Annotated in this window: 13 protein-coding genes, 1 tRNA gene and 1 pseudogene; 12 read left to right on the top strand and 3 right to left on the bottom strand. The window is 36.5% G+C overall.

The window, feature by feature from the left end:
- Positions 1–31: 31 nt before the first annotated feature.
- The 3 genes and pseudogenes from UMR38_04745 to UMR38_04735 all read left to right on the top strand — a co-directional run bounded on the left by UMR38_04745 (position 32) and on the right by UMR38_04735 (position 7,894).
- Complete coding sequence (locus tag UMR38_04745) at positions 32–3,796, top strand: DNA-directed RNA polymerase subunit beta (protein MEC9485161.1); 3,765 nt, start codon at positions 32–34, stop codon at positions 3,794–3,796.
- 16 nt (positions 3,797–3,812) lie between these two features.
- A pseudogene (gene rpoC, locus UMR38_04740) lies at positions 3,813–7,445 on the top strand (DNA-directed RNA polymerase subunit beta').
- A 372-nt stretch (positions 7,446–7,817) separates the two neighbouring features.
- A tRNA-Thr gene (locus UMR38_04735) sits at positions 7,818–7,894 on the top strand.
- 44 nt (positions 7,895–7,938) lie between these two features.
- Here the strand turns inward: UMR38_04735 and UMR38_04730 are convergent.
- Together UMR38_04730 and UMR38_04725 are read right to left on the bottom strand one after the other, a co-directional pair.
- Positions 7,939–8,364 carry a zinc ribbon domain-containing protein gene (locus tag UMR38_04730; protein ID MEC9485160.1) on the bottom strand — a complete coding sequence of 142 codons (426 nt, stop codon included), beginning with the start codon at positions 8,362–8,364 and terminating at the stop codon, positions 7,939–7,941.
- A gap of 108 nt (positions 8,365–8,472) precedes the next feature.
- Positions 8,473–8,745: a helix-turn-helix transcriptional regulator gene (locus UMR38_04725; GenBank protein MEC9485159.1), complete on the bottom strand. Its 273-nt coding sequence runs from the start codon at positions 8,743–8,745 to the stop codon at positions 8,473–8,475.
- A gap of 314 nt (positions 8,746–9,059) precedes the next feature.
- Here UMR38_04725 and rpsL point away from each other — a divergent pair, with 314 nt between their 5' ends.
- The 6 genes from rpsL to UMR38_04695 all read left to right on the top strand — a co-directional run bounded on the left by rpsL (position 9,060) and on the right by UMR38_04695 (position 15,332).
- Entirely contained in the window at positions 9,060–9,467 is a 408-nt protein-coding gene (gene rpsL, locus UMR38_04720) for a 30S ribosomal protein S12 (protein MEC9485158.1), read from the top strand.
- A gap of 31 nt (positions 9,468–9,498) precedes the next feature.
- The gene (gene rpsG, locus UMR38_04715; GenBank protein ID MEC9485157.1) at positions 9,499–9,969 is read left to right on the top strand and encodes a 30S ribosomal protein S7; all 471 of its coding nucleotides are present in this window, start codon (positions 9,499–9,501) and stop codon (positions 9,967–9,969) included.
- Between the two features lie 15 nt (positions 9,970–9,984).
- Entirely contained in the window at positions 9,985–12,054 is a 2,070-nt protein-coding gene (gene fusA, locus UMR38_04710) for an elongation factor G (protein MEC9485156.1), read from the top strand.
- A 94-nt stretch (positions 12,055–12,148) separates the two neighbouring features.
- Complete coding sequence (gene tuf / locus UMR38_04705; GenBank protein MEC9485155.1) at positions 12,149–13,339, top strand: elongation factor Tu; 1,191 nt, start codon at positions 12,149–12,151, stop codon at positions 13,337–13,339.
- 101 nt (positions 13,340–13,440) lie between these two features.
- Positions 13,441–14,205, top strand: a complete 765-nt coding sequence (locus UMR38_04700; GenBank protein ID MEC9485154.1) for a TatD family hydrolase — start codon at positions 13,441–13,443, stop codon at positions 14,203–14,205.
- A 5-nt stretch (positions 14,206–14,210) separates the two neighbouring features.
- Complete coding sequence (locus UMR38_04695) at positions 14,211–15,332, top strand: trypsin-like peptidase domain-containing protein (protein MEC9485153.1); 1,122 nt, start codon at positions 14,211–14,213, stop codon at positions 15,330–15,332.
- 263 nt (positions 15,333–15,595) lie between these two features.
- Here the strand turns inward: UMR38_04695 and UMR38_04690 are convergent, their stop codons facing one another.
- Positions 15,596–16,753, bottom strand: a complete 1,158-nt coding sequence (locus UMR38_04690) for an ROK family protein (protein ID MEC9485152.1) — start codon at positions 16,751–16,753, stop codon at positions 15,596–15,598.
- A 91-nt stretch (positions 16,754–16,844) separates the two neighbouring features.
- Here UMR38_04690 and xylA point away from each other — a divergent pair, with 91 nt between their 5' ends.
- From xylA to UMR38_04675, 3 genes are read left to right on the top strand one after another with little or no spacing between them, the layout of a single operon-like run.
- A complete protein-coding gene (gene xylA, locus UMR38_04685) occupies positions 16,845–18,161 on the top strand; it encodes a xylose isomerase (GenBank protein MEC9485151.1) in 1,317 nt (438 codons plus the stop codon).
- Between the two features lie 6 nt (positions 18,162–18,167).
- A complete protein-coding gene (xylB, locus tag UMR38_04680; protein ID MEC9485150.1) occupies positions 18,168–19,631 on the top strand; it encodes a xylulokinase in 1,464 nt (487 codons plus the stop codon).
- A 37-nt stretch (positions 19,632–19,668) separates the two neighbouring features.
- Entirely contained in the window at positions 19,669–21,186 is a 1,518-nt protein-coding gene (locus UMR38_04675; GenBank protein MEC9485149.1) for an ATP-binding cassette domain-containing protein, read from the top strand.

Genomic DNA, 21,186 nt, shown 5'->3' with positions numbered 1-21,186 from the left:
ATTTTTTACTTTTTAAATGGGGTGAAAGTTAGTGAGTTATAAATTAATTCAATATGGTAAAAAAAGACAGCGAAGAAATTACTCGAAAGTCAAAACAAATGTTGAATTACCAGACTTGATCCGTGTCCAAACGGAGTCATTTGATTGGTTCATTCAACAAGGTCTTAAAGAACTATTTAGAGATATCTCACCAATCCAAAACTTTATAGAAAACATTAGTTTGTTTTTCGGTGATTTTATATTTGATCAACCTAAATATAACATCAGTGAATCACGCGATAAGGATATGACGTATTCTCGTCCACTAAGAGTCAACGTAAGATTAGAGAATAAAGAAACTGGTGAAGTCAAAGAACAACGCATCTTTATGGGCGATTTTCCAATGATGACACCAAATGGTTCATTTATTATTAATGGTAGTGAACGTGTCATAGTATCACAAATCGTGCGTAGTGCTGGTGTGTTTTTTAGTGAAAACATTGATAAGAAAACACTGAAAAGTAAGTTTGTTGGACAGGTGATTCCAACCCGTGGTGCATGGTTAGAATTTGAAATGGGATCAAAAGACATCTTATATGTCAAACTTGATCGCAGTAAAAAAATTCCATTGACCACTATTTTACGCGCTGTTGGATTTATCAATAATGAGCAAATATTAGACATTTATGGTGAAACCGAATTTTTACTGAACACCCTTGGTAAAGATTCAACAACGACAAGCCATGAAGCGATTAAAGAAGTATACTCAAAATTACGTCAAGGTGAAACATCAACGATTGAAGGAGCAATTACGTTCTTAAAAGGACGCTTGTTTGATCCAAAACGCTATGACTTAGCGGAAGTTGGACGTTTCAAAGTCAATCAAAAACTTGATGTTTTTGAACGTGTTATAGGTAATAAACTTGCTGATGATTTTGTTGATCCAGATACGGGTGAAATCATTGTTGAGAAGAATACCTTAGTGACACGTAAGATGGCAGAATCATTAAAAGAATACCGTCATTTAATTACACAAACTGTACCGGGTGTATTATCTAATGATATAGAATATGACTTTTTGACACAACTTGATATTTTCCGTTCTGCGGAAGTCAATGAAGTTAAGTTATTTGACTTCATGACGGATGAAGAATTATTACATGAGATTCGTCATCAAAGTTATCAAAATGCGAAAAGTTATTATAAAGCATACTTAAAACACATTGGCCAAACAGAAAAAATGTTAACTGAAGAGTTTGGGAAAACTTATGTGAAAGAATTAAAACAAGGGTACGAAGATGTTCTTGATAATGATAATATTTACTTAGAATTAGCTGAAATTCAAATATTGAATGTTGTGACTAAAGATGAAGACGATAATGAAAAAATCGTTAAAGTCATTGGGAACAATTCATTTGAAGATGCTGTACACATTGTCCCTTCAGATATCCTTGCAAGTATCTCATACTACTTAAACTTATTTGAGGGTGTAGGATCACTTGATGACATTGACCATTTAGGAAATAGACGCTTACGTTTAATTGGTGAATTATTGAAAAATCAATTCCGTATCGGTCTGACTAAAATGGAAAAAAATGTTAAGGATCGCATGAGTACGAAAGAACCCGATGAGATTACACCACAAAAACTTATTAATATTAGACCGCTAACATCAAGCTTAAAAGAATTCTTTGGAAGCAGTCAGTTATCACAATTTATGGCGCAAACAAATCCGTTAGACGAATTAACACATAAACGTCGTATTTCAGCGCTTGGTCCTGGTGGTTTAACCCGTGATCGTGCTGGATTTGAAGTCCGAGATGTTCACAACTCTCATTACGGACGTATTTGTCCAATTGAAACACCTGAGGGTCAAAACATTGGATTAATTAATAGTTTGGCATCATATGTTAAAGTAAACAAATATGGATTTATGGAAACACCGTATTTAATTGTAGAACAACAAGAAGATGGAACATCATACGTTACTGACCAGATGATTTACTTATCAGCTGATGTTGAAGAACGTTATATTATTGCCCAAGGAAATGCGGCAGTAAATGATGATCGTGAACTCATCGATGATCAAGTTGTTGCAAGATACCAAGGTGAGACGAAGATGCACCCACGTGAAAACATTGAATTAATGGATGTTTCACCAAAACAGATTGTTAGTATCTCAACAGCATGTATTCCATTCTTGGAACACGATGATGCGAACCGTGCCTTAATGGGTGCGAACATGCAACGTCAGGCAATCCCATTATTAATTCCAGAAGCACCATTCGTTGGTACTGGTATTGAATATAAAGCTGCGCACGATAGTGGTAGTGCACTTGTTGCACTGAACGCTGGTGTTGTTGATTATGTCGATGCTAGAACCATTAAAATTCGTCGCGAAGATGGTGAAATTGATGTATATGATTTATATAAGTTCCAACGTAGTAATCAAGGAACATGCATTAATCAAAAACCAATTGTCTCACTCGGTGATGAAATTTACAAAGGTATGACCATTACTGATGGTCCATCAATGGAAGATGGCGAAATGGCATTAGGGCGGAATGTTACCGTTGCCTTTATGACATGGAATGGATATAACTATGAGGATGCTGTTATCTTAAGTGAACGCTTAGTTAAAGAAGATGTGTATACGTCTGTCCATATCGAGAAATATGAATTAGAAGCTAGAGATACAAAATTAGGTAAAGAAGAAATCACACGTGAAATTCCTCATGTAAGTGAAGAAGGACGCAAATACTTAGACCAAAATGGAATCATTATTCCAGGAGCAGAAGTATTTGAAGGGGATATCTTAGTTGGTAAAGTGACACCAAAAGGTGTTACAGATCCAACCCCAGAAGATAAATTATTACTCGCAATCTTCGGTGAAAAATCACGCGAAGTACGCGATACATCATTAAAAGTACCACATGGTGGGGGCGGAATCGTCCAAGATGTTAAATACTTCAGTCGTGCAAACGGTGATGAGTTGCCACCAGGTGTAAATGAGGTTGTTCGTGTATTCATCGTTCAGAAGCGTAAGATTTCTGAAGGAGACAAAATGGCTGGACGACATGGTAATAAAGGGGTTATCTCTAAAATATTACCGATTGAAGATATGCCATATATGGAAGATGGAACACCAGTAGATATTATGTTAAATCCACTTGGGGTACCATCACGTATGAATATCGGACAGGTTCTTGAGATTCATTTAGGGATGGCCGCAAAACGGTTAGGTATTCATGTCGCTACACCAGTATTTGATGGTATTGAAATTGAAGAATTACAAGATATCATGGCTGAAGCTGGTATGCGCAATGATGGAAAAGTAACCCTTTATTCAGGTCAAACCGGTGAACCATACGATAACCCAATTAGTGTTGGTGTTATGTACATGATTAAATTAGACCACATGGTTGACGATAAATTACATGCAAGAAGTGTTGGACCATACACGCTCGTTACCCAACAACCTATGGGTGGTAAAGCACAAAATGGTGGACAACGTTTCGGAGAAATGGAAGTATGGGCACTTGAAGCATACGGTGCAGCATATGCATTACAAGAAATGTTGACTGTGAAGTCAGATGATATCATCGGTCGTAATAAAGTCTTTAGAGCTATTGTCGATGGCAAAAGCATACCAAACCCAAGCTTACCAGAAAGTTTCCGTGTCTTAACACGTGAATTACAATCACTAGGTATTTATGTTGAGTTAATCAATAAAGAAACTGGTGTGAATGAAGCAAATAAGAGTTTGGTCAACGAAGACAGTGAAGACTATATTTCAAAATATGGTTTTCAGTCGTAGAAAGTAGGGTGATTTGATGAGTCAAAAATTTACGCATTATAAAATTCGTTTGGCATCTCCAGAAGAGATTCGTGGATGGTCTTTCGGAGAAGTAAAAAAACATGAAACAATCAATTACCGGACGTTAAAGCCAGAAAAAGATGGATTATTCTGTGAAATTATCTTTGGACCAACCAAAGACTACCAATGTGCATGTAATAATAAATCAAAACGCACAAGCCATGTTGGGAAAAAATGTCCTCAATGTGGTGTTGAAATCACAGAAAGCAAAGTACGTCGTGAACGTATGGGTCATATTGAATTAGCTGCGCCAGTTGTACATACATGGTATTTACGCAATACCCCATCTCGCTTGGCAACTTTGCTTGATTTAAAAACAAAGAATTTAGAACAAGTTGTTTACCTGGCATCATACATTGTTGTAGATCCAGGCGATACCGACTTACAATATAAGCAAATCTTAAGTGAAGCCGAATATTCAATGAAATATATGGAATACGGTAGTCGCTTCAAAGCCTTAAGTGGTGCTGAAGCTGTTAAATACTTACTTAAAAAACTAGATCTTGAACGAGAAAGTTTAATCTTACGTAAAAACTTAAGTAGTGCATCAAAACAAAAACGTAAAAAAATCATTAAACGATTAAACGTTGTAGAAGCCTTCTTGAATTCTGATAATAAACCAGAATGGATGGTTTTAGAAGTTTTACCGGTTATACCACCAGATTTACGTCCGATGGTACAACTTGATGGTGGACGTTTCGCAACAACCGATTTAAATGATTTATATCGTCGTATTTTAAACCGTAATAATCGTTTAAAACGTCAATTTGAACAAGGCGCACCACACTTAATTACTAAAAATGAGAAACGGATGCTTCAAGAAAGTGTCGATGCCTTAATTGATAACTCGAAACGTGGTCGTAAAGTCGTTGAAAAGAATCGTCCATTAAAATCATTGAGTGACTTACTCCGTGGTAAACAAGGACGTTTCCGTCAAAACTTACTCGGTAAACGTGTTGATTACTCAGGTCGTAGTGTTATCGTTGTTGGACCAGATTTAGAAATGTATCAATGTGGATTACCAAAAGAAATGGCCTTAAACCTCTTTAAACCATTTGTTATTAAAGAGTTAATAGCACGCGAAATTGCGACTAACATTAAAGCTGCTAAAAAAGCTGTTGATAAAGTTGAGAACCCAGATGTGTGGAACGTATTAGAAGATGTTATTAAAGAACATCCAGTCATGTTAAACCGTGCACCAACGTTACATAGATTAGGGATTCAAGCGTTTGAACCAAAACTTGTGGAAGGGAAAGCAATCCGTCTTCACCCATTAGTAACCACTGCTTTTAATGCCGATTTTGATGGTGACCAGATGGCAGTCCATGTTCCTTTAAGTGAAGAAGCACAAGCAGAAGCACGTGTGCTTATGCTTGCCTCAAACAATATCTTAAATCCAAAAGATGGAAAACCAATTGTTACACCATCACAGGATATGGTACTTGGAAATTATTACCTTACCCTAGAAAAAGCTGGTGAGAAAGGTGAAGGACGCGTCTTTAGTGATTATGATGAAGCAGCCTTAGCATACGAAAACAACATGATCACTTTACATAGCCGTATTGCATTAAAAGGAAGTGCTTTAGGAAACGCACCAATTACCGAAGAACAACGTAATGGATACCTCATCACAACATTTGGTAAATTAACATTTAACTCAATTTTACCGAAAGAATTTGCTTATTTAAATGAACCAACACTTGAAAACTTACAAAAACAAGTAAACACAGAAACTGGTGAAGAACGTTACCATACACCGGATCGTTACTTTGTCCCAATGGGAACGAATGTTAAAGAGCATATCGCATCACAAGCGCTAGTGCCTCCATTTAAAAAAGGATTTTTATCTAATATCATTTCTGAAGTATTCTTAGTCTTTAAGATAAATGAGACATCAAAAATGTTAGATAAACTGAAAAACTTAGGATTTAAATACTCAACACAAGCGGGTATTACCGTTAGTGCGAGTGATGTTCAAGTGTATTCACATAAGAAAGAAGAAATTGACAAAGCGCAAGCGAAAGTTGATTACTTATATGAACAATACCATAACGGACTACTCACAGACTATGAACGTTATAAACTCGTTATTAAAGAATGGGCAGCCGTTAAAAATAGAATCCAAAAAGGATTAATGGAAGAACTTACCAATGACAATCACATCTTCATGATGAGTGACTCAGGTGCACGTGGTAATGCCTCTAACTTTACGCAGTTAGCCGGAATTCGTGGTAGTATGGCGAATACCAAGCGTGAGGGATTAAACAAGGCATACAATATCCGTGCCGGTATTAAATCAACAATCGAGTTACCTGTTAAGTCTTCATTTATTGAAGGATTAACGATGTCAGAGTTCTTTATCTCGACACATGGTGCGCGTAAAGGATCAACCGATACCGCACTCAAAACAGCCGATTCCGGTTACTTAACACGTCGCCTTGTAGATGTTAGTCAGGACTTAGTTGTGACAGAAGAAGACTGTGGTACTGATCGTGGAACAGAAGTCTTCGCGATTTCTGATACACACGGTAAACAAGACTTTAAAAATAAGATTGTTAACCGCTACGCTAGAAATACGGTTTATCACAGTAGAACACGTGATGTAATCGTTGAACAAGATACCATCATTACACCTGATATTGCCGATGAAATGATTCGTGCAAATATCAATAGTGTCGCTATTTATTATGACACACCAGCCGATGGTATGGTCATTGAAATGGACTTGATTGTACCATTTATTGATCGTTTAGTTGGCCGCTTTTCTTCGGAAACACGCTCTGATCCTGATACAGGTGAAATCCTTGTGAATAAAAATGAATATATTACTGAGGAAATTGCCCGTAGAATTATTCATGCAGGGATTTCAGAATTACGTATTAGAAGCGTCTTAACCTGTGCAAGTGAGCGTGGTGTCTGTAAAAAATGTTATGGTCAAAACTTATCAACCGGAGAACAAGTTGAAGTTGGAGAAAGTATTGGAACCATCGCAGCGCAATCAATTGGTGAACCAGGAACACAGTTAACCATGCGTACTTTCCATACGGGAGGTGTTGCCGGTGCCGATATTACCCAAGGTCTACCGCGTATTCAAGAATTATTTGAGGCAAGAACACCAAAAGGTAAAGCGATCATTAGTGAAATCAATGGTGTTGTAAAATCAAAGGAAATTGTCAACGGTCGCACAAAAGTCGTTGTGGCAAATGACAACCAAGAAATTGAATATATGACCAATACTGGAGACAGTGTTAGCGTTAATGAAGGTGAAGCATTATATGCTGGCCAAAAATTAACGGAAGGTAGTATTGATCCAAAACAACTGTTAAAAGCGACAGATGCTGAAACAGTACAACAATATCTATTAAAAGAAGTACAAAAAGTATACCGTGCCCAAAACATTGAAATCTCAGATAAACATATTGAGGTTATTATTCACCAAATGATGCGTCGTATCAACGTTATCTTAGAGGGTGACACAATGTTGTTACCAGGGGACCAAGTATCAATTAGAGAATTTAAAGAAGCCAACCGCAATGTCTTAATTGAAGGAAAATCACCTGCGATTGGACGTCCTGCGTTACTCGGGATTACCCGAGCAAGTTTACGTAGCGAATCGTTCTTAAGTGCAGCAAGTTTCCAAGAGACAACACGTGTCTTAACTGATGCGGCAATTCGTGCAAAAACAGATGACTTACTCGGATTAAAAGAGAATGTCATCATCGGTGGACTAATTCCTGCTGGTACAGGTATTCTAAGAGATACTGCATTTGATTATGAGAAACCAGAAGTCGAAGAGGAGTCAGCCTTAGAAGACCAACCATTTGATACATCAGATTTTAATTTTTAAGTTATAGAAGATGCCACATAGCGCTTAACGCTGTGTGGCATTATTTTTATTAAAAATGTATTTAAAAGACTTGTCACGAGGCAAGTTTATGGTATAATATATTTTGCATGCATCGCCGCTTTAGCTCAGCCCGGTAGAGCAATACCATGGTAAGGTAGAGGTCGTAGGTTCAAATCCTACATGCGGCACCATTTAATAAAAGTAGCGTTTATTCGACTAGAATAAACGCTTTTGATTAGCTTAATATAGCACCACACTCACGACAATAGACATCACTTGGTTGATTCACTTTGCCACAGTCACAGGTTTTAGCTTTGACGCTATCTAATTTAGCACCACATGATGAACAGACGTTTTCATCAGAGTCTACTTCATCGCCGCATTGTGGGCATTTTGGACGGTCATCTAAGTAATTTGAGGCAACACCCGTCACCACAATTGCTAAACCAGCATATAGTACATAACTACTTATTCCGGTAATCACACCACCTAACATAAAGACAATGATGTGGGGTAGAGGGTTAAACATCTCTGGTTCCGTAATTGTTGGATTAAACGAATCAGTTGGACTTGTCGGAAACTGATGATAAGTATCATTACCAAAGTTATTTACACTGTCGAATGCCCCTTTACCAAATCCAATAAATCCAAAAAGAATCATTGATATGCCAACAACGACACCAATACCACCAGCAAGCGATAAGATTTTTTTAATTTTCCTTGCTTCTTCAGAGTTAGTTGTGTGTTTGGCTTTGTAGAGTAGTTTTTTTTAAAAATTACCAGACATATTGTTTGTTGAATGGGTGGAAAAGCTGTTACCACTACTAGGTAACGAACTAGTTGATTGATGATTGAGTAAGGTATCAACGCTAATGTCTAAAACATTGGCAAGTGCTTGAACGTTATGAAGATCAGGTAATCCATCGCCCTGCTCCCACTTAGATATGGCTTGTCGTGATACACCAATTTCACTCGCAAGTTGGTCTTGAGTCATGTGTCGATGTTGTCGTAATGATTGAATAGGGCGTCCTATGTTATTCAAAGTCATCCCCTTTTTAATTATAGTTATCTTTTATATTGCAACTTATGATACAGTATTTAACAATAACCGATTTGTTGTCATTACGCAACGCTACGTTGCGCTTCAAATTTGGATTAAGAAAACAACGCAATATAGCGATATTTTAGAAATTTTAAAAAAAATACTGTTTAGGGTTGACACACCTGCATGTGTGAGATATAATATATACGCTATTAAATGAAAAAACATCAGGGTTTATCCTTATAAGCCCTAGTTTTTATGAAAAAAGTGAACCACCTGGATGCGTGGACATAAACATGAGAGGAGGAACCAATATGCCAACGATTAATCAGTTAGTAAGAAAAGGTAGAGAATCAAAAACTAAAAAAACAAAATCACCTCATTTAGGTATCAGTTGGAACTCAATCAAAAAAGAGTACTCAAAAGTGAACAGCCCACAAAAACGTGGGGTATGTACACGTGTTGCAACGATGACACCAAAAAAACCTAACTCTGCGTTACGTAAGTATGCGCGTGTGCGTTTAACAAATGGGATTGAAGTAACAGCATATATTCCTGGAATAGGACATAAATTACAAGAACATAGTGTTGTATTAATTCGTGGTGGACGGGTAAAAGATTTACCTGGTGTACGATATCATATCGTACGTGGAACACTCGATACAACTGGTGTTGAAGGACGCCGTCAAGGACGTTCAAAATACGGAACTAAAAAACCATAAATATCAATTAGTTTGAAAGGAGGAGACTAGTATGCCTCGTAAAGGTCATATATCGAAAAGAGATGTCTTACCTGATCCACTGTATAATTCTAAATTAGTTACTAAGTTAATTAATAATATTATGTTGGATGGTAAAAGAGGAACAGCTCAAAAAATTCTTTATGCAGCATTTAAGCGCGTAGAAGAAGTGACAAATCAACCACCAATTGAGGTGTTTGAAGAAGCATTAAACAATATTATGCCGACATTCGAAGTACGTTCAAGACGTATTGGTGGGCAAAACTATCAAGTACCATCTGAAGTAAGAAATGAGCGTAAATATACATTAGGACTTAGATGGTTAACGCAATATTCAAGATTAAGAAATGAAAAAACAATGGAAGAAAGGCTAGCGAAGGAAATTATTGATGCCAGTCAAGGAACAGGTGCGTCTGTTAAGAAAAAAGAAGACGTTCATAGAATGGCTGAAGCAAATAAAGCGTTCGCTCATTACCGTTGGTAGAAAGGAGATATCAGTATGGCACGTAAGTACAAATTAAGTCACACCAGAAATATCGGAATTATGGCGCATATTGATGCTGGAAAAACAACGGCTACTGAACGTATTTTATTCCACACAGGACGTATTCATAAAATTGGTGAAACACATGATGGTGCATCACAAATGGACTGGATGGAACAAGAACAAGAACGTGGAATCACGATAACATCTGCGGCAACAACAGCAGAATGGAAAAATCATCGTATTAATATCATTGATACCCCTGGTCACGTCGACTTCACAGTTGAAGTCTCTCGTTCACTACGAGTATTAGATGGTAGTGTTGCGTTACTTGATGCACAAGCTGGTGTTGAACCACAAACTGAAACTGTTTGGCGACAAGCAAATGATTACCGTGTACCACGGATCATCTTCGCCAACAAAATGGATAAAACAGGGGCAGACTTTGCCTTTAGTGTTAAATCAGTTGGGGATCGTTTAGGGGCAAATGCCGCTGCGATTCAATGGCCAATTGGTGCAGAAAATGATTTTAATGGGATTATCGATCTTGTTGAAATGAAAGCTTATGAGTTTGATGGACATTATTTAGAAGAAGCAAAGGAAATAGATATTCCTGCAGATTTAGAGGACACGGTTACTGAACGTCGTGAATTATTAATTGAAAAACTTGCTGATTTCAATGAAGATATCATGATGATGTATTTAGAAGGTGAAGATATTGATGCTGACTTATTAAAATCAGCGATTCGTCAAGCGACACTTGATGTTAAATTCTTTCCAGTAATGTGTGGTAGTGCATATAAAAACATGGGGGTTAAGTTATTACTTGATGCCGTGTTAGATTACTTACCAGCACCAACAGATGTCCCTCCAATTAAAGGAATAGATGCTGATGAAGAAGAGATTCGCATTAAAGCGGATGACGATGCTGAATTTGCAGCACTTGCCTTCAAAGTAGCAACTGATCCATATGTCGGGAAATTAACATTCTTCCGAGTGTATTCAGGAGTTCTAAATAAAGGATCTTACATTCGTAATGCCACTAAAGGAAATAAAGAACGTGTTGGGCGTTTATTACAAATGCATGCCAACAGCCGTGATGAAATTGAACAAGTATATGCAGGAGATATTGCTGCTGCTGTCGGACTTAAAGATACGTCTACAGGAGATACATTATGTTCAACTGATTCACATATCATCTTAGAAAAGATGGTATTCCCAGAACCTGTTATCAGTGTTGCGATTGAACCAAATAGTCGCGCCGATCAAGATAAAATGGGTGTTGCCTTAAATAAATTAGCTGAAGAAGATCCAACATTTAGAACATATACTGATGATGAAACAGGACAAACGATTATCGCTGGTATGGGTGAATTACACTTAGATATCATTGTTGATCGTATGAAACGTGAATTCAAAGTAGAAGCTCAAGTTGGAGCACCTCAGGTTAGTTATCGTGAAACATTCACGAAAGAAGCAGAAGTTGAAGGGAAATTCGTACGTCAGTCAGGTGGACGTGGACAATATGGACACGTTTGGATCAAGTTTGAACCAAACCCTGAAAAAGGTTACGAATTTGTCGATAAAATTGTTGGCGGTAAAGTTCCTAGAGAATATATTCCAGTTGTCGATAAGGGATTGCAGGAGTCACTTGAAGGTGGTGTCTTAGCAGGATATCCATTAATCGACATCAAAGCGACATTATTTGATGGATCATACCATGATGTTGACTCGAGTGAGATGGCCTTTAAAGTAGCCGCTAATATGGCGCTTAAAAAAGCCAAAGATGCATCAAAAGCAATTTTATTAGAACCAATGATGAGTGTAGATGTTATTGTTCCTGAAGAATATATGGGGAACGTTATAGGTGACATTACATCCCGTCGTGGTCAAATCGAGGGACAAGAGAAACGTGGAAATGCACAACAAATCCGATCTAAAGTCCCACTCGCAGAAATGTTTGGTTACGCAACTAGTTTGCGTTCTAATACACAGGGTCGTGGAAACTATACAATGCAATTCTCGCATTATGCGCCATGTCCAAAGTCAATTGCTGAAGAAGTTGTTGAAAAGCGTAACGGTTAATTGACTTAAAACTTGCATTATCGTTGATAATGCGATAAAATAACTTTGGAAAATAACAATTCTATTCAAGAAAAAATAAGGAGGAAACTGTAAAATGGCTAAAGAAAAATTTGTCCGCAATAAACCGCATATGAATATCGGTACAGTTGGACACGTAGACCATGGAAAAACTACATTAACAGCTGCTATCGCAACTGTATTATCAAAAAGAGGAATCGGAGATACAAAAGCGTCAGATTACGCTTCAATTGACAACGCTCCAGAGGAACGTGAAAGAGGAATTACAATCAATAGTGCACACATCGAGTACTCTACTGACAAGCGTCACTATGCACACGTTGACTGTCCAGGGCATGCCGATTATGTTAAAAACATGATCACTGGTGCTGCACAAATGGACGGGGCTATCTTAGTTGTATCTGCTGCAGATGGAGCTATGCCTCAAACACGTGAACATATCTTACTTGCTCGCCAAGTTGGTGTACCTAAATTAATCGTATTCATGAATAAAACTGATATGGTTGATGATGAAGAATTATTAGAATTAGTTGAAATGGAAATCCGTGAATTATTAGACGAGTACGATTTCCCTGGAGACGACATTCCTGTTGTAATGGGATCTGCATTAAAAGCTCTTGAAGGAGACGAAGAACACGAAGAAAAAATCATCGAATTAATGGAACAGGTTGATGAGTACTTCGAAGATCCTGTTCGTGAAACAGATAAACCATTCATGATGCCTGTTGAAGATGTATTCAGTATTACTGGACGTGGAACAGTAGCTACTGGTCGTGTAGACCGTGGAACTGTTAAAGTTGGAGATGCTGTTGAAATCGTAGGTATTAAAGATACAACTAAATCAGTTGTAACAGGTGTTGAAATGTTCCGTAAATTATTAGACCAAGCAGAAGCTGGAGACAACATTGGTGTCTTACTTCGTGGTGTTAACCGTGAAGACATCCAACGTGGTCAAGTAGTCGCTAAACCTGGTAGTGTAACACCACATACTAAGTTTGAAGGTCAAGTTTACGTATTAAGTAAAGAAGAAGGTGGACGTCATACACCATTCTTCAGTAACTATCGTCCACAATTCTACTTCAGAACAACTGACGTAACTGGTGTTATTGAATTACCTGAAGGTGTTGAAATGGTTATGCCTGGTGACGACGTAACAATGGTTGTAGACTTAATTCACCCAATCGCTTTAGAACAAGGTACTAAGTTCTCAATCCGTGAAGGTGGACGCACAGTTGGTGCTGGAAACGTAAGTAAAATTATTGAATAATTATAATTCATACATTTAAAAAGAGACTTCGGTCTCTTTTTTTCACGTAAATTCCATATCTTTTTATGGAATATTTGTTATAATGTTCATAGGTGATAATAATGTTAATAGATACACACGTACATTTAAACGCAGATGAATTTGATGGAAAAGAAGCAGCGATTATTGAACGTGCACAAGCAGCAGGCGTAGAAAAATTGATTGTCATTGGTTTTGATCACAAAACTAATGAAAAAGCGATTACTTTAGCAGAACAATATGATTTTATCTATGCGACAGTTGGATTTCATCCAACTATTGCAAAAGAGATCAATGATAATGATTTTGTTATTTTAGATGAACTTTTAGCACATGATAAAGTCGTTGGTATAGGAGAGTGCGGGCTTGACTTTTATTGGGACAATAATCATATCGATGATCAAGTAGAAGTGTTCAAGGAACAGATCAAGCGCTCTATAAAACTAAATAAACCGTTGATTATTCACATGCGAGATGCCAGTGAAGCAACCTATAATGTACTCAGTGAGTATGATCATATAAAAGGCGTTATGCATTGTTATAGTGGTAGTGCTGAAATGGCTGATAAATTTCTCGATTTAGGTTTGCATATATCGCTTGGGGGCCCAGTAACGTTTAAAAATGCGAAAACACCAAAGGAAGTCGCAAAGATGGTACCCCTTAATCGTTTATTAGTTGAGACAGATTCCCCATATTTATCGCCACATCCATATCGTGGTAAACGGAATGAGCCGGCACGCGTGAAACTTGTTGCAGAACAAATAGCAGATTTACGCGATATGTCGTTTAAAGATATTGCACAAACAACAACGCAAAATGCGATGACATTATTTAATCTTAAGGAGTGATGACGTTGAAAAGAAACTTATATGTAATAATCCTAGTCCTTGTCTTATCATTATCTGCCTGTGTGCCAGTTTATGAAGACCCCGGTGATGATGTTATTGACACGGCTTATACAGAAGAAGAACTTATCGGAATAATTGAAGAATTATTACCAGAAGCTGAAACCAATACGACTTACACACTTGAAGAATTTGAAAGTTCTGTTAAATCAATGATAGGTGATATTCACGACGGTGTTGTCGGGATTGTTAATGAAAGTTCATTGGGATACGGAACGGGCAGTGGAGTCGTATATAAGCATATTGATAATATGTATTATGTTGTAACAAATGAACACGTTGTTGCTGAGTATGATACATTGACCATTGTGTATGAACGCAATGGATTACTGTTTGAAGTAGTAAACGATAATATTAATATTTTGGGTATGGACCCGGTTACGGATTTAGCTGTTTTAACGTTTACCTCTAGTGAAGAATTTCCGGTGATACCATTAGCTGATAGCTATGATGTTGAAATTGGTCAATTTGCATTTGCGATCGGAAATCCGCTTGGTTTTGAGTATTATGGTACCGTAACTATGGGAGTCATTAGTGGACTAGCAAGATATGTTCAAAATGGAGATTTTGATGCAACCCTTTTACAACATGATGCGGCGATTAGCCCGGGTAATAGTGGAGGCGCTTTGGTAAATATTAATGGTGAGTTAATAGGTATTAATAATATGAAACTTGTCACTGATAATGTGAGTAATATCGGATTTGCGATTCCATCTAATACAGTCGCAAGAATTATTGAAGACTTAGAAGATGATGGTATTATTACAAGACCTTACTTAGGTATTAGCACCTATGCACAAGTTAATGCTTGTGGCTTAGACTACGGTGTCTGTGCTACAATTGCGCCTGGTGGCGCCGCGGACGAAGCAGGACTAGAAGATGGTGATGTGATTATTGGATATAAAACAGCCGATATGGATGACTTCTTATACATTTATAACTTTAATGATTTAAAAGAAGCCATTTTAAATTCAAGTGTTGGTGACACCGTGATTTTAAAATATATTCGCAATGGTAGTGAGTACATCAGTGATTCCGCAACACTCAATGTGCATCCGGATGATCAATAAAAAAGTCATATTAAAAGCAATTCTTTAGTAAAATTTAGAATTGCTTTTTTTAATTTATTTTAATATGAAACTATCGTAATGCGCTTATCGATAGGGATAACGCTTTTGTATAATAATTATAAAGAGTATTTGAAATCATAAAAATAATTGATTTATCGCTTTAAATAGCCATAGTTTATCATTTAAAAAAACTCAAAAAAAGCCTTTACATTACTAAGTTTAAGTGATAAACCATGTTTGAAAGCGTTAACGTTTTTTCATTTCTATGCAATATTTCGTGGTGTGTAATTGTCGATTTTTAGAAAGTCTTGAATAAGCAAATGGGCTAATCCGATGACGTTGGTTTTTGCACGGTATTTTGAGGTCGTCAAAATGTCTAAGTTCATTATTTGAGAATGAAGATTGTTTTTAATTAATGAAATACTTTCTGAGATATTTTGGACAATAACACTATTGATAATGATTGCTTTAGGATTAAGCATTTGTGATATATTGTTGACTGTAATACTGACGTTTTCAATAAACTCGCTATATACTTTCATTGCATAAGGATCTTTGAGTTTATAACGTTGTATGAGTTCATCTAAATCGACAATGACGCCTGTTAATTGATGGTAACGATTAATAATTGCGGAATCTTTAAGATAGGTTTCTAGGCATCCATTATTACCACAAACACAAGGATTACCACCTGGATGAATTATGGTATGGCCAATTTCACCGGCGAAACCATCCTCACCAGTATAGAGTGTATTGTTAATAACTATGCCCATACCGACACCAACACCGATATTGAGCGTTATAAGATTATGGTGATCAGGATATACGGTGTTCTCACCTAAAGCAGAGATATTTGCTTCATTTTCAACATAGGTATCAAGACCAGTATAGTCTTCAATGATTGTTTTAAGCTCAATATTTTTCCAAGAAGTAAATGGAGCAAATTTAATACGATGATTTTTATCGATAATACCATAAACACCAATTCCGATTCCAATAATACCGTAGGTAGAATCGAATGTATTATCTTTTAATTCATCAATGGTTTTTAAAAGTTCTTCAAGATAAGGACTGAAATTTGGATTTGAAATTGGGTGCTTAATTTCAAACAGCATTTCACCATATAGATTGGTTATAACACCGTAAATCTGAGTAGTCTGGAGATCAAGACTTAAAATACGTCCTGCATTCTTGTTTAAGGCTATGACCTTAGCGCTGCGGCCACTTGTTTTGATACTTTTATCGGTCTTAATCACGATTTGTTTTTTAATTAATCCTTGTATGATAGATGATATTGTCGCCTTATTTAATGTCGTTAATCGTGCGAGTTCAATTCGTGTAGTTTCCTTTAATTCAACAAGCTTTTCAACAACTAGTTTCGTGTTTTCCGCTTTGATAGATTTCGAATTAGAGGTTTTCATTTATAACACACCCTTTCAAATTACAACTTAAATTATAAAGTATAAAAAATAAATTAGCAAATAGAAATAAAAAGTGAAAAGGAGAAAAGACATGAAATACTTTGAAAATGTAGATAAAATTAAATATGAAGGACCAAAAAGTTTAAATCCGTTTGCCTTCAAATTCTATAATCCTGAAGAAGAGATTTTAGGAAAACCTATGAAAGATCATTTGAAATTCTCAATGGCTTATTGGCATACGTTTACTGGGATGGGCGAAGACCCATTCGGCGAGGGTACGATGATTCGTCCATGGGATGAGGGTCTTAGTGGTATGGAACAAGCCAAAGCGCGCGTTAAAGTAGCATTTGAATTTATGGAAAAACTTGGATTAGAGTATTTTTGTTTCCATGATCGCGATATAGCACCTGAGGGAGAAACATTAGAAGAAACCAATAAAAACCTTGATGAGATCGCAGATCTCATTGAATCAGAAATGAAGCGTACAGGCATTAAACTGTTATGGGGAACAGCGAATGCGTTTTCTAACCCACGCTACGTTAATGGTGCAGGGACGAGTCCAAATGCAGATATTTTTGCCTTTGCCGCGGCGCAAATCAAAAAAGCTATGGAAATCACTCATCGCTTAGGTGGCGCAGGGTATGTGTTTTGGGGCGGACGTGAAGGATATGAAACTTTATTAAATACCAATATGAAATTAGAACAAGACAACTTTGCACGCTTATTACATATGGCAGTTGATTATGCTAAAGAAATTGGATTTAATGGACAATTCTATATCGAACCGAAACCAAAAGAACCAACAAAACACCAGTATGATTTTGATGGTGCAACTGTTGTGTCGTTTTTAAGAAAATATGATTTAGATAAACACTTCAAACTAAATATAGAAACCAACCACGCGACCTTAGCTATGCATACCATGCAACATGAGTTACGTTTCGCCGCAGACAATGATATGCTAGGTAGTGTTGATGCCAATCAAGGAGATTTACTGTTAGGTTGGGATACCGATCAATTTCCGACCAATATTTATGATACAACATTAACAATGTATGAAATTTTACGTGCGGGTGGATTAAAAACAGGAGGACTTAATTTTGATGCAAAAGTACGTCGTCCATCATTCATTAAAGAAGATTTAATGATTGCTCATATTGTCGGGATGGATACCTACGCTGCTGGATTGCGTGTCGCAGCTAAGCTACATGAAGATGGTGTATTAGAAGATAATCTATCGCAACGCTATCGGTCATATAATGCAGGTATTGGTAAGAAAATTGTAAACAATGAAGTTGGATTCAAAGAATTAGAAACATATGTTATGGACAAAAAGGAACTTGAACCAAATGAACCTGGTAAACAAGAATTGCTTGAATCAATATTAAACCAATATATCTTAGGGTAGATTAGAATGTTTATTGGAGTCGATTTAGGAACATCAGGGGTCAAAGTCATTCTCACTAATAATAAGGGCGAGGTTATCAATACCGCAAAACGCTCTTATGACTTAATCATTCCAAAAGCATCTTGGATTGAGCAAGATCCAAATGCATGGTTAAAACAAACCTTAGAAGCTTTGAAAGAAGTTGTTGTTGGATATGAGAATGATATTCAAGGTATGAGTTTTTCTGGTCAAATGCATGGCCTAGTATTACTGGATGAGAATGATAAGGTATTGAGAAACGCATTACTTTGGAATGATCAAAGAACTATAAATCAAGTAGAATATTTAAACCAAACTGTTGGTAAAGATTCACTCCTTAAATATACAGGTAACATTGCTTTAACTGGTTTGACAGCTCCAAAAATATTATGGGTAAAAGAACACGAACCAGATATTTTTGACAAAATCAGTAAAATAATGTTGCCTAAGGATTTTCTAGTGTATAAGTTATCTGGCGCATTTGCAAGTGATGTATCGGACTTATCAGGAACCCTTTACTTTAACCCAGAGAAACGCGATTATAGTCCTGAGATGCTAGATATTCTTGATATCACACGTGATATGTTGCCAAGTGTTCATGAAAGTTTTGATGTCGTTGGTACGATGAATGACGACATTAAAAACATCCTGAATATTACACAAGATGTTCATATTATAGTTGGTGGCGGTGACCAAGCAGTTGGCGCTGTCGGTGTCGGTGTCGTTGGTGATGGTGAATGTAGTTTAAGTTTAGGCACAAGTGGTGTTATATTTGTCTCAAGCAACACATTCAAGATTGATCATAAAAGCTATTTACAATCTTATGCCCATGCGAATGGGAATTATCATATGATGGCCGTTATGTTAAATGCGGCAGGTGCGATAAAATGGTGGAACAATGCTATTTTTAATACCGATGATTTTGAAGCCTATTATAAACAAGTTGTTCATAGTAAACCAGACAATGACATTTACTTTTTACCATATTTAACTGGCGAACGGGCTCCAATAAATGATCCGTATGCAAAAGGTGTATTTTATGGACTAGGCGTTCATCATACCAAAGAAGATATGGATAGAGCTGTTGTTGAAGGCGTTACCTTTGCCTTAAGAGATTCTTTCACATTAATACAAGATTTAGGTGTTGATATTAAGCGTGTTCGATTAACTGGTGGTGGCGCTAAAAGTGATGTGTGGGCACAAATGATTAGTGATGTCTTTAATGTAGAAGTAGCCAAAATTACATCAGAAGAAGGACCAGCACTTGGTGCAGCAATCTTAGCAATGGTTGGCTGTAAAGAATATCCGACAGTACAATCAGCATGTAAACAACTTGTTACATTAGGTAAAGAATTTACGCCAAACACATCGAATGTCAATGCGTATAATAAGAAATATAATAAATTCGTTCAATTATATCCAACACTTAAAGCGTTATTCAAATCGTTTTAAGTTAGGATAAATTTGACATAAATATGAGGTGATTCAGTTGAAACAAGATGATTTGTTAGTGATGAAATATATCACTAAAACTTTCCCTGGCGTGAAAGCGCTTGATGAGGTAAACATTAATGTAAAACGTGGTGAAATTCACTTTATCGTTGGGGAAAACGGAGCAGGAAAATCAACCTTAATGAAAGTATTAAGCGGTATTTATCCATATGGAAGCTATAGTGGTGACATCATCTTTGATGGGGAAGTAAAACATTTTCATAATATTAAGCAGTCTGTGAGTGATGGAATTGTCATTATCAATCAGGAATTGGCATTATTCCCGAATTTAACAGTTTATGAAAATATATTTGTTGGCCATGAAATCAATAAAGCGTATGTTATGGACTGGGATAAAACAAAAAAGGAAGCGGTTAAATACTTAAATATGGTAGGACTTAAAGTAGACATCCACCGTATGGTAGGAAGTTTAGGTGTTGGGAAACAACAGCTAATCGAGATTGCTAAAGCATTAAGTCAAAACGTAAAGTTATTGATTCTAGATGAACCGACTGCCGCATTAAATGAAAATGATAGTGAAAATCTACTGAATTTATTGGTTGAATTGAAAGAACAAGGAATCACATCAATTATGATTTCACATAAGTTAAAAGAAGTAGAAGCTATTGCGGATTCACTAACGGTACTTAGGGATGGAAAAACAATTGTACGGATAAAAAAAGAAGATATTAATGAACAAGAGATTATACGTAATATGGTTGGACGTGAAATTGAGGATATTTTCCCTAAGCGACCAAAGTATGAGGGTGGTGAAACCGTTCTTGAAACCGTTCATTTAAATGCTTATAACCATAACGTAAATCGCTATATTGTTAATGATGCAAACATTAAGTTACGTAAAGGTGAAGTCGTGGGACTTGCTGGTTTAATGGGCGCTGGAAGAACAGAGTTAGCACACTGTATTTTTGGTAATCCTGACAAATTTAAAGTCAGTGGTCGTATCTTAGTTCATGGAAAAGGTGTTGAACTAAGACATCCAAATGATGCGATTAAACAAGGGATTGCTTATGTGTCAGAAGACCGAAAGCAAGATGGCTTAATATTAAATAATACCATTTCCCAAAATATTACAATTTCTGACTTAAAGAAAATATCTAAATCAGGTGTTATTGATTTCTTTAAGCAAAATGAATATGCTGAAAAATATGTTAAAGAAATTGATATTAGAACCCCATCTATATTGCAAGCTGTCAATAATCTAAGTGGTGGTAATCAACAAAAAGTACAGGTTGCAAAATGGTTATTTGCTAACCCTAAGATATTAATTTTAGATGAACCAACACGGGGAATTGATGTTGGTGCAAAATATGAAATATACACAATTATTAACGATTTAGTTGCACAAGGTATGAGTATTTTAATCATTTCTTCTGAACTTCCAGAAATATTAGGAATGTGCGATCGTATATACGTTATCGCTGAAGGATTACAAACAGCAGAGTTTAATATACAAGACGCCACAGCAGAAAAAATAATGGAAAGTGCAACGGTTTAG

Source organism: Candidatus Izemoplasma sp., assembly GCA_036172455.1.
GTDB lineage: Bacteria > Bacillota_I > Bacilli_A > Izemoplasmatales > Izemoplasmataceae > JAIPGF01.
The sequence above is the reverse complement of the archived record's forward strand: the minus strand, read 5'-3'. Positions and strand labels throughout refer to the sequence as shown.

Bases quoted from the DNA above. Each gene is read 5' to 3' on its own strand.
- xylB (MEC9485150.1), top strand. From the start codon at position 18,168: ATGTTTATTGGAGTCGATTTAGGAACATCAGGGGTCAAAGTCATTCTC.
- tuf (MEC9485155.1), top strand. From the start codon at position 12,149: ATGGCTAAAGAAAAATTTGTCCGCAATAAACCGCATATGAATATCGGT.
- UMR38_04690 (MEC9485152.1), bottom strand. From the start codon at position 16,753: ATGAAAACCTCTAATTCGAAATCTATCAAAGCGGAAAACACGAAACTA.
- fusA (MEC9485156.1), top strand. From the start codon at position 9,985: ATGGCACGTAAGTACAAATTAAGTCACACCAGAAATATCGGAATTATG.
- UMR38_04700 (MEC9485154.1), top strand. From the start codon at position 13,441: ATGTTAATAGATACACACGTACATTTAAACGCAGATGAATTTGATGGA.
- xylA (MEC9485151.1), top strand. From the start codon at position 16,845: ATGAAATACTTTGAAAATGTAGATAAAATTAAATATGAAGGACCAAAA.
- rpsL (MEC9485158.1), top strand. From the start codon at position 9,060: ATGCCAACGATTAATCAGTTAGTAAGAAAAGGTAGAGAATCAAAAACT.
- rpsG (MEC9485157.1), top strand. From the start codon at position 9,499: ATGCCTCGTAAAGGTCATATATCGAAAAGAGATGTCTTACCTGATCCA.
- UMR38_04730 (MEC9485160.1), bottom strand. From the start codon at position 8,364: ATGATTCTTTTTGGATTTATTGGATTTGGTAAAGGGGCATTCGACAGT.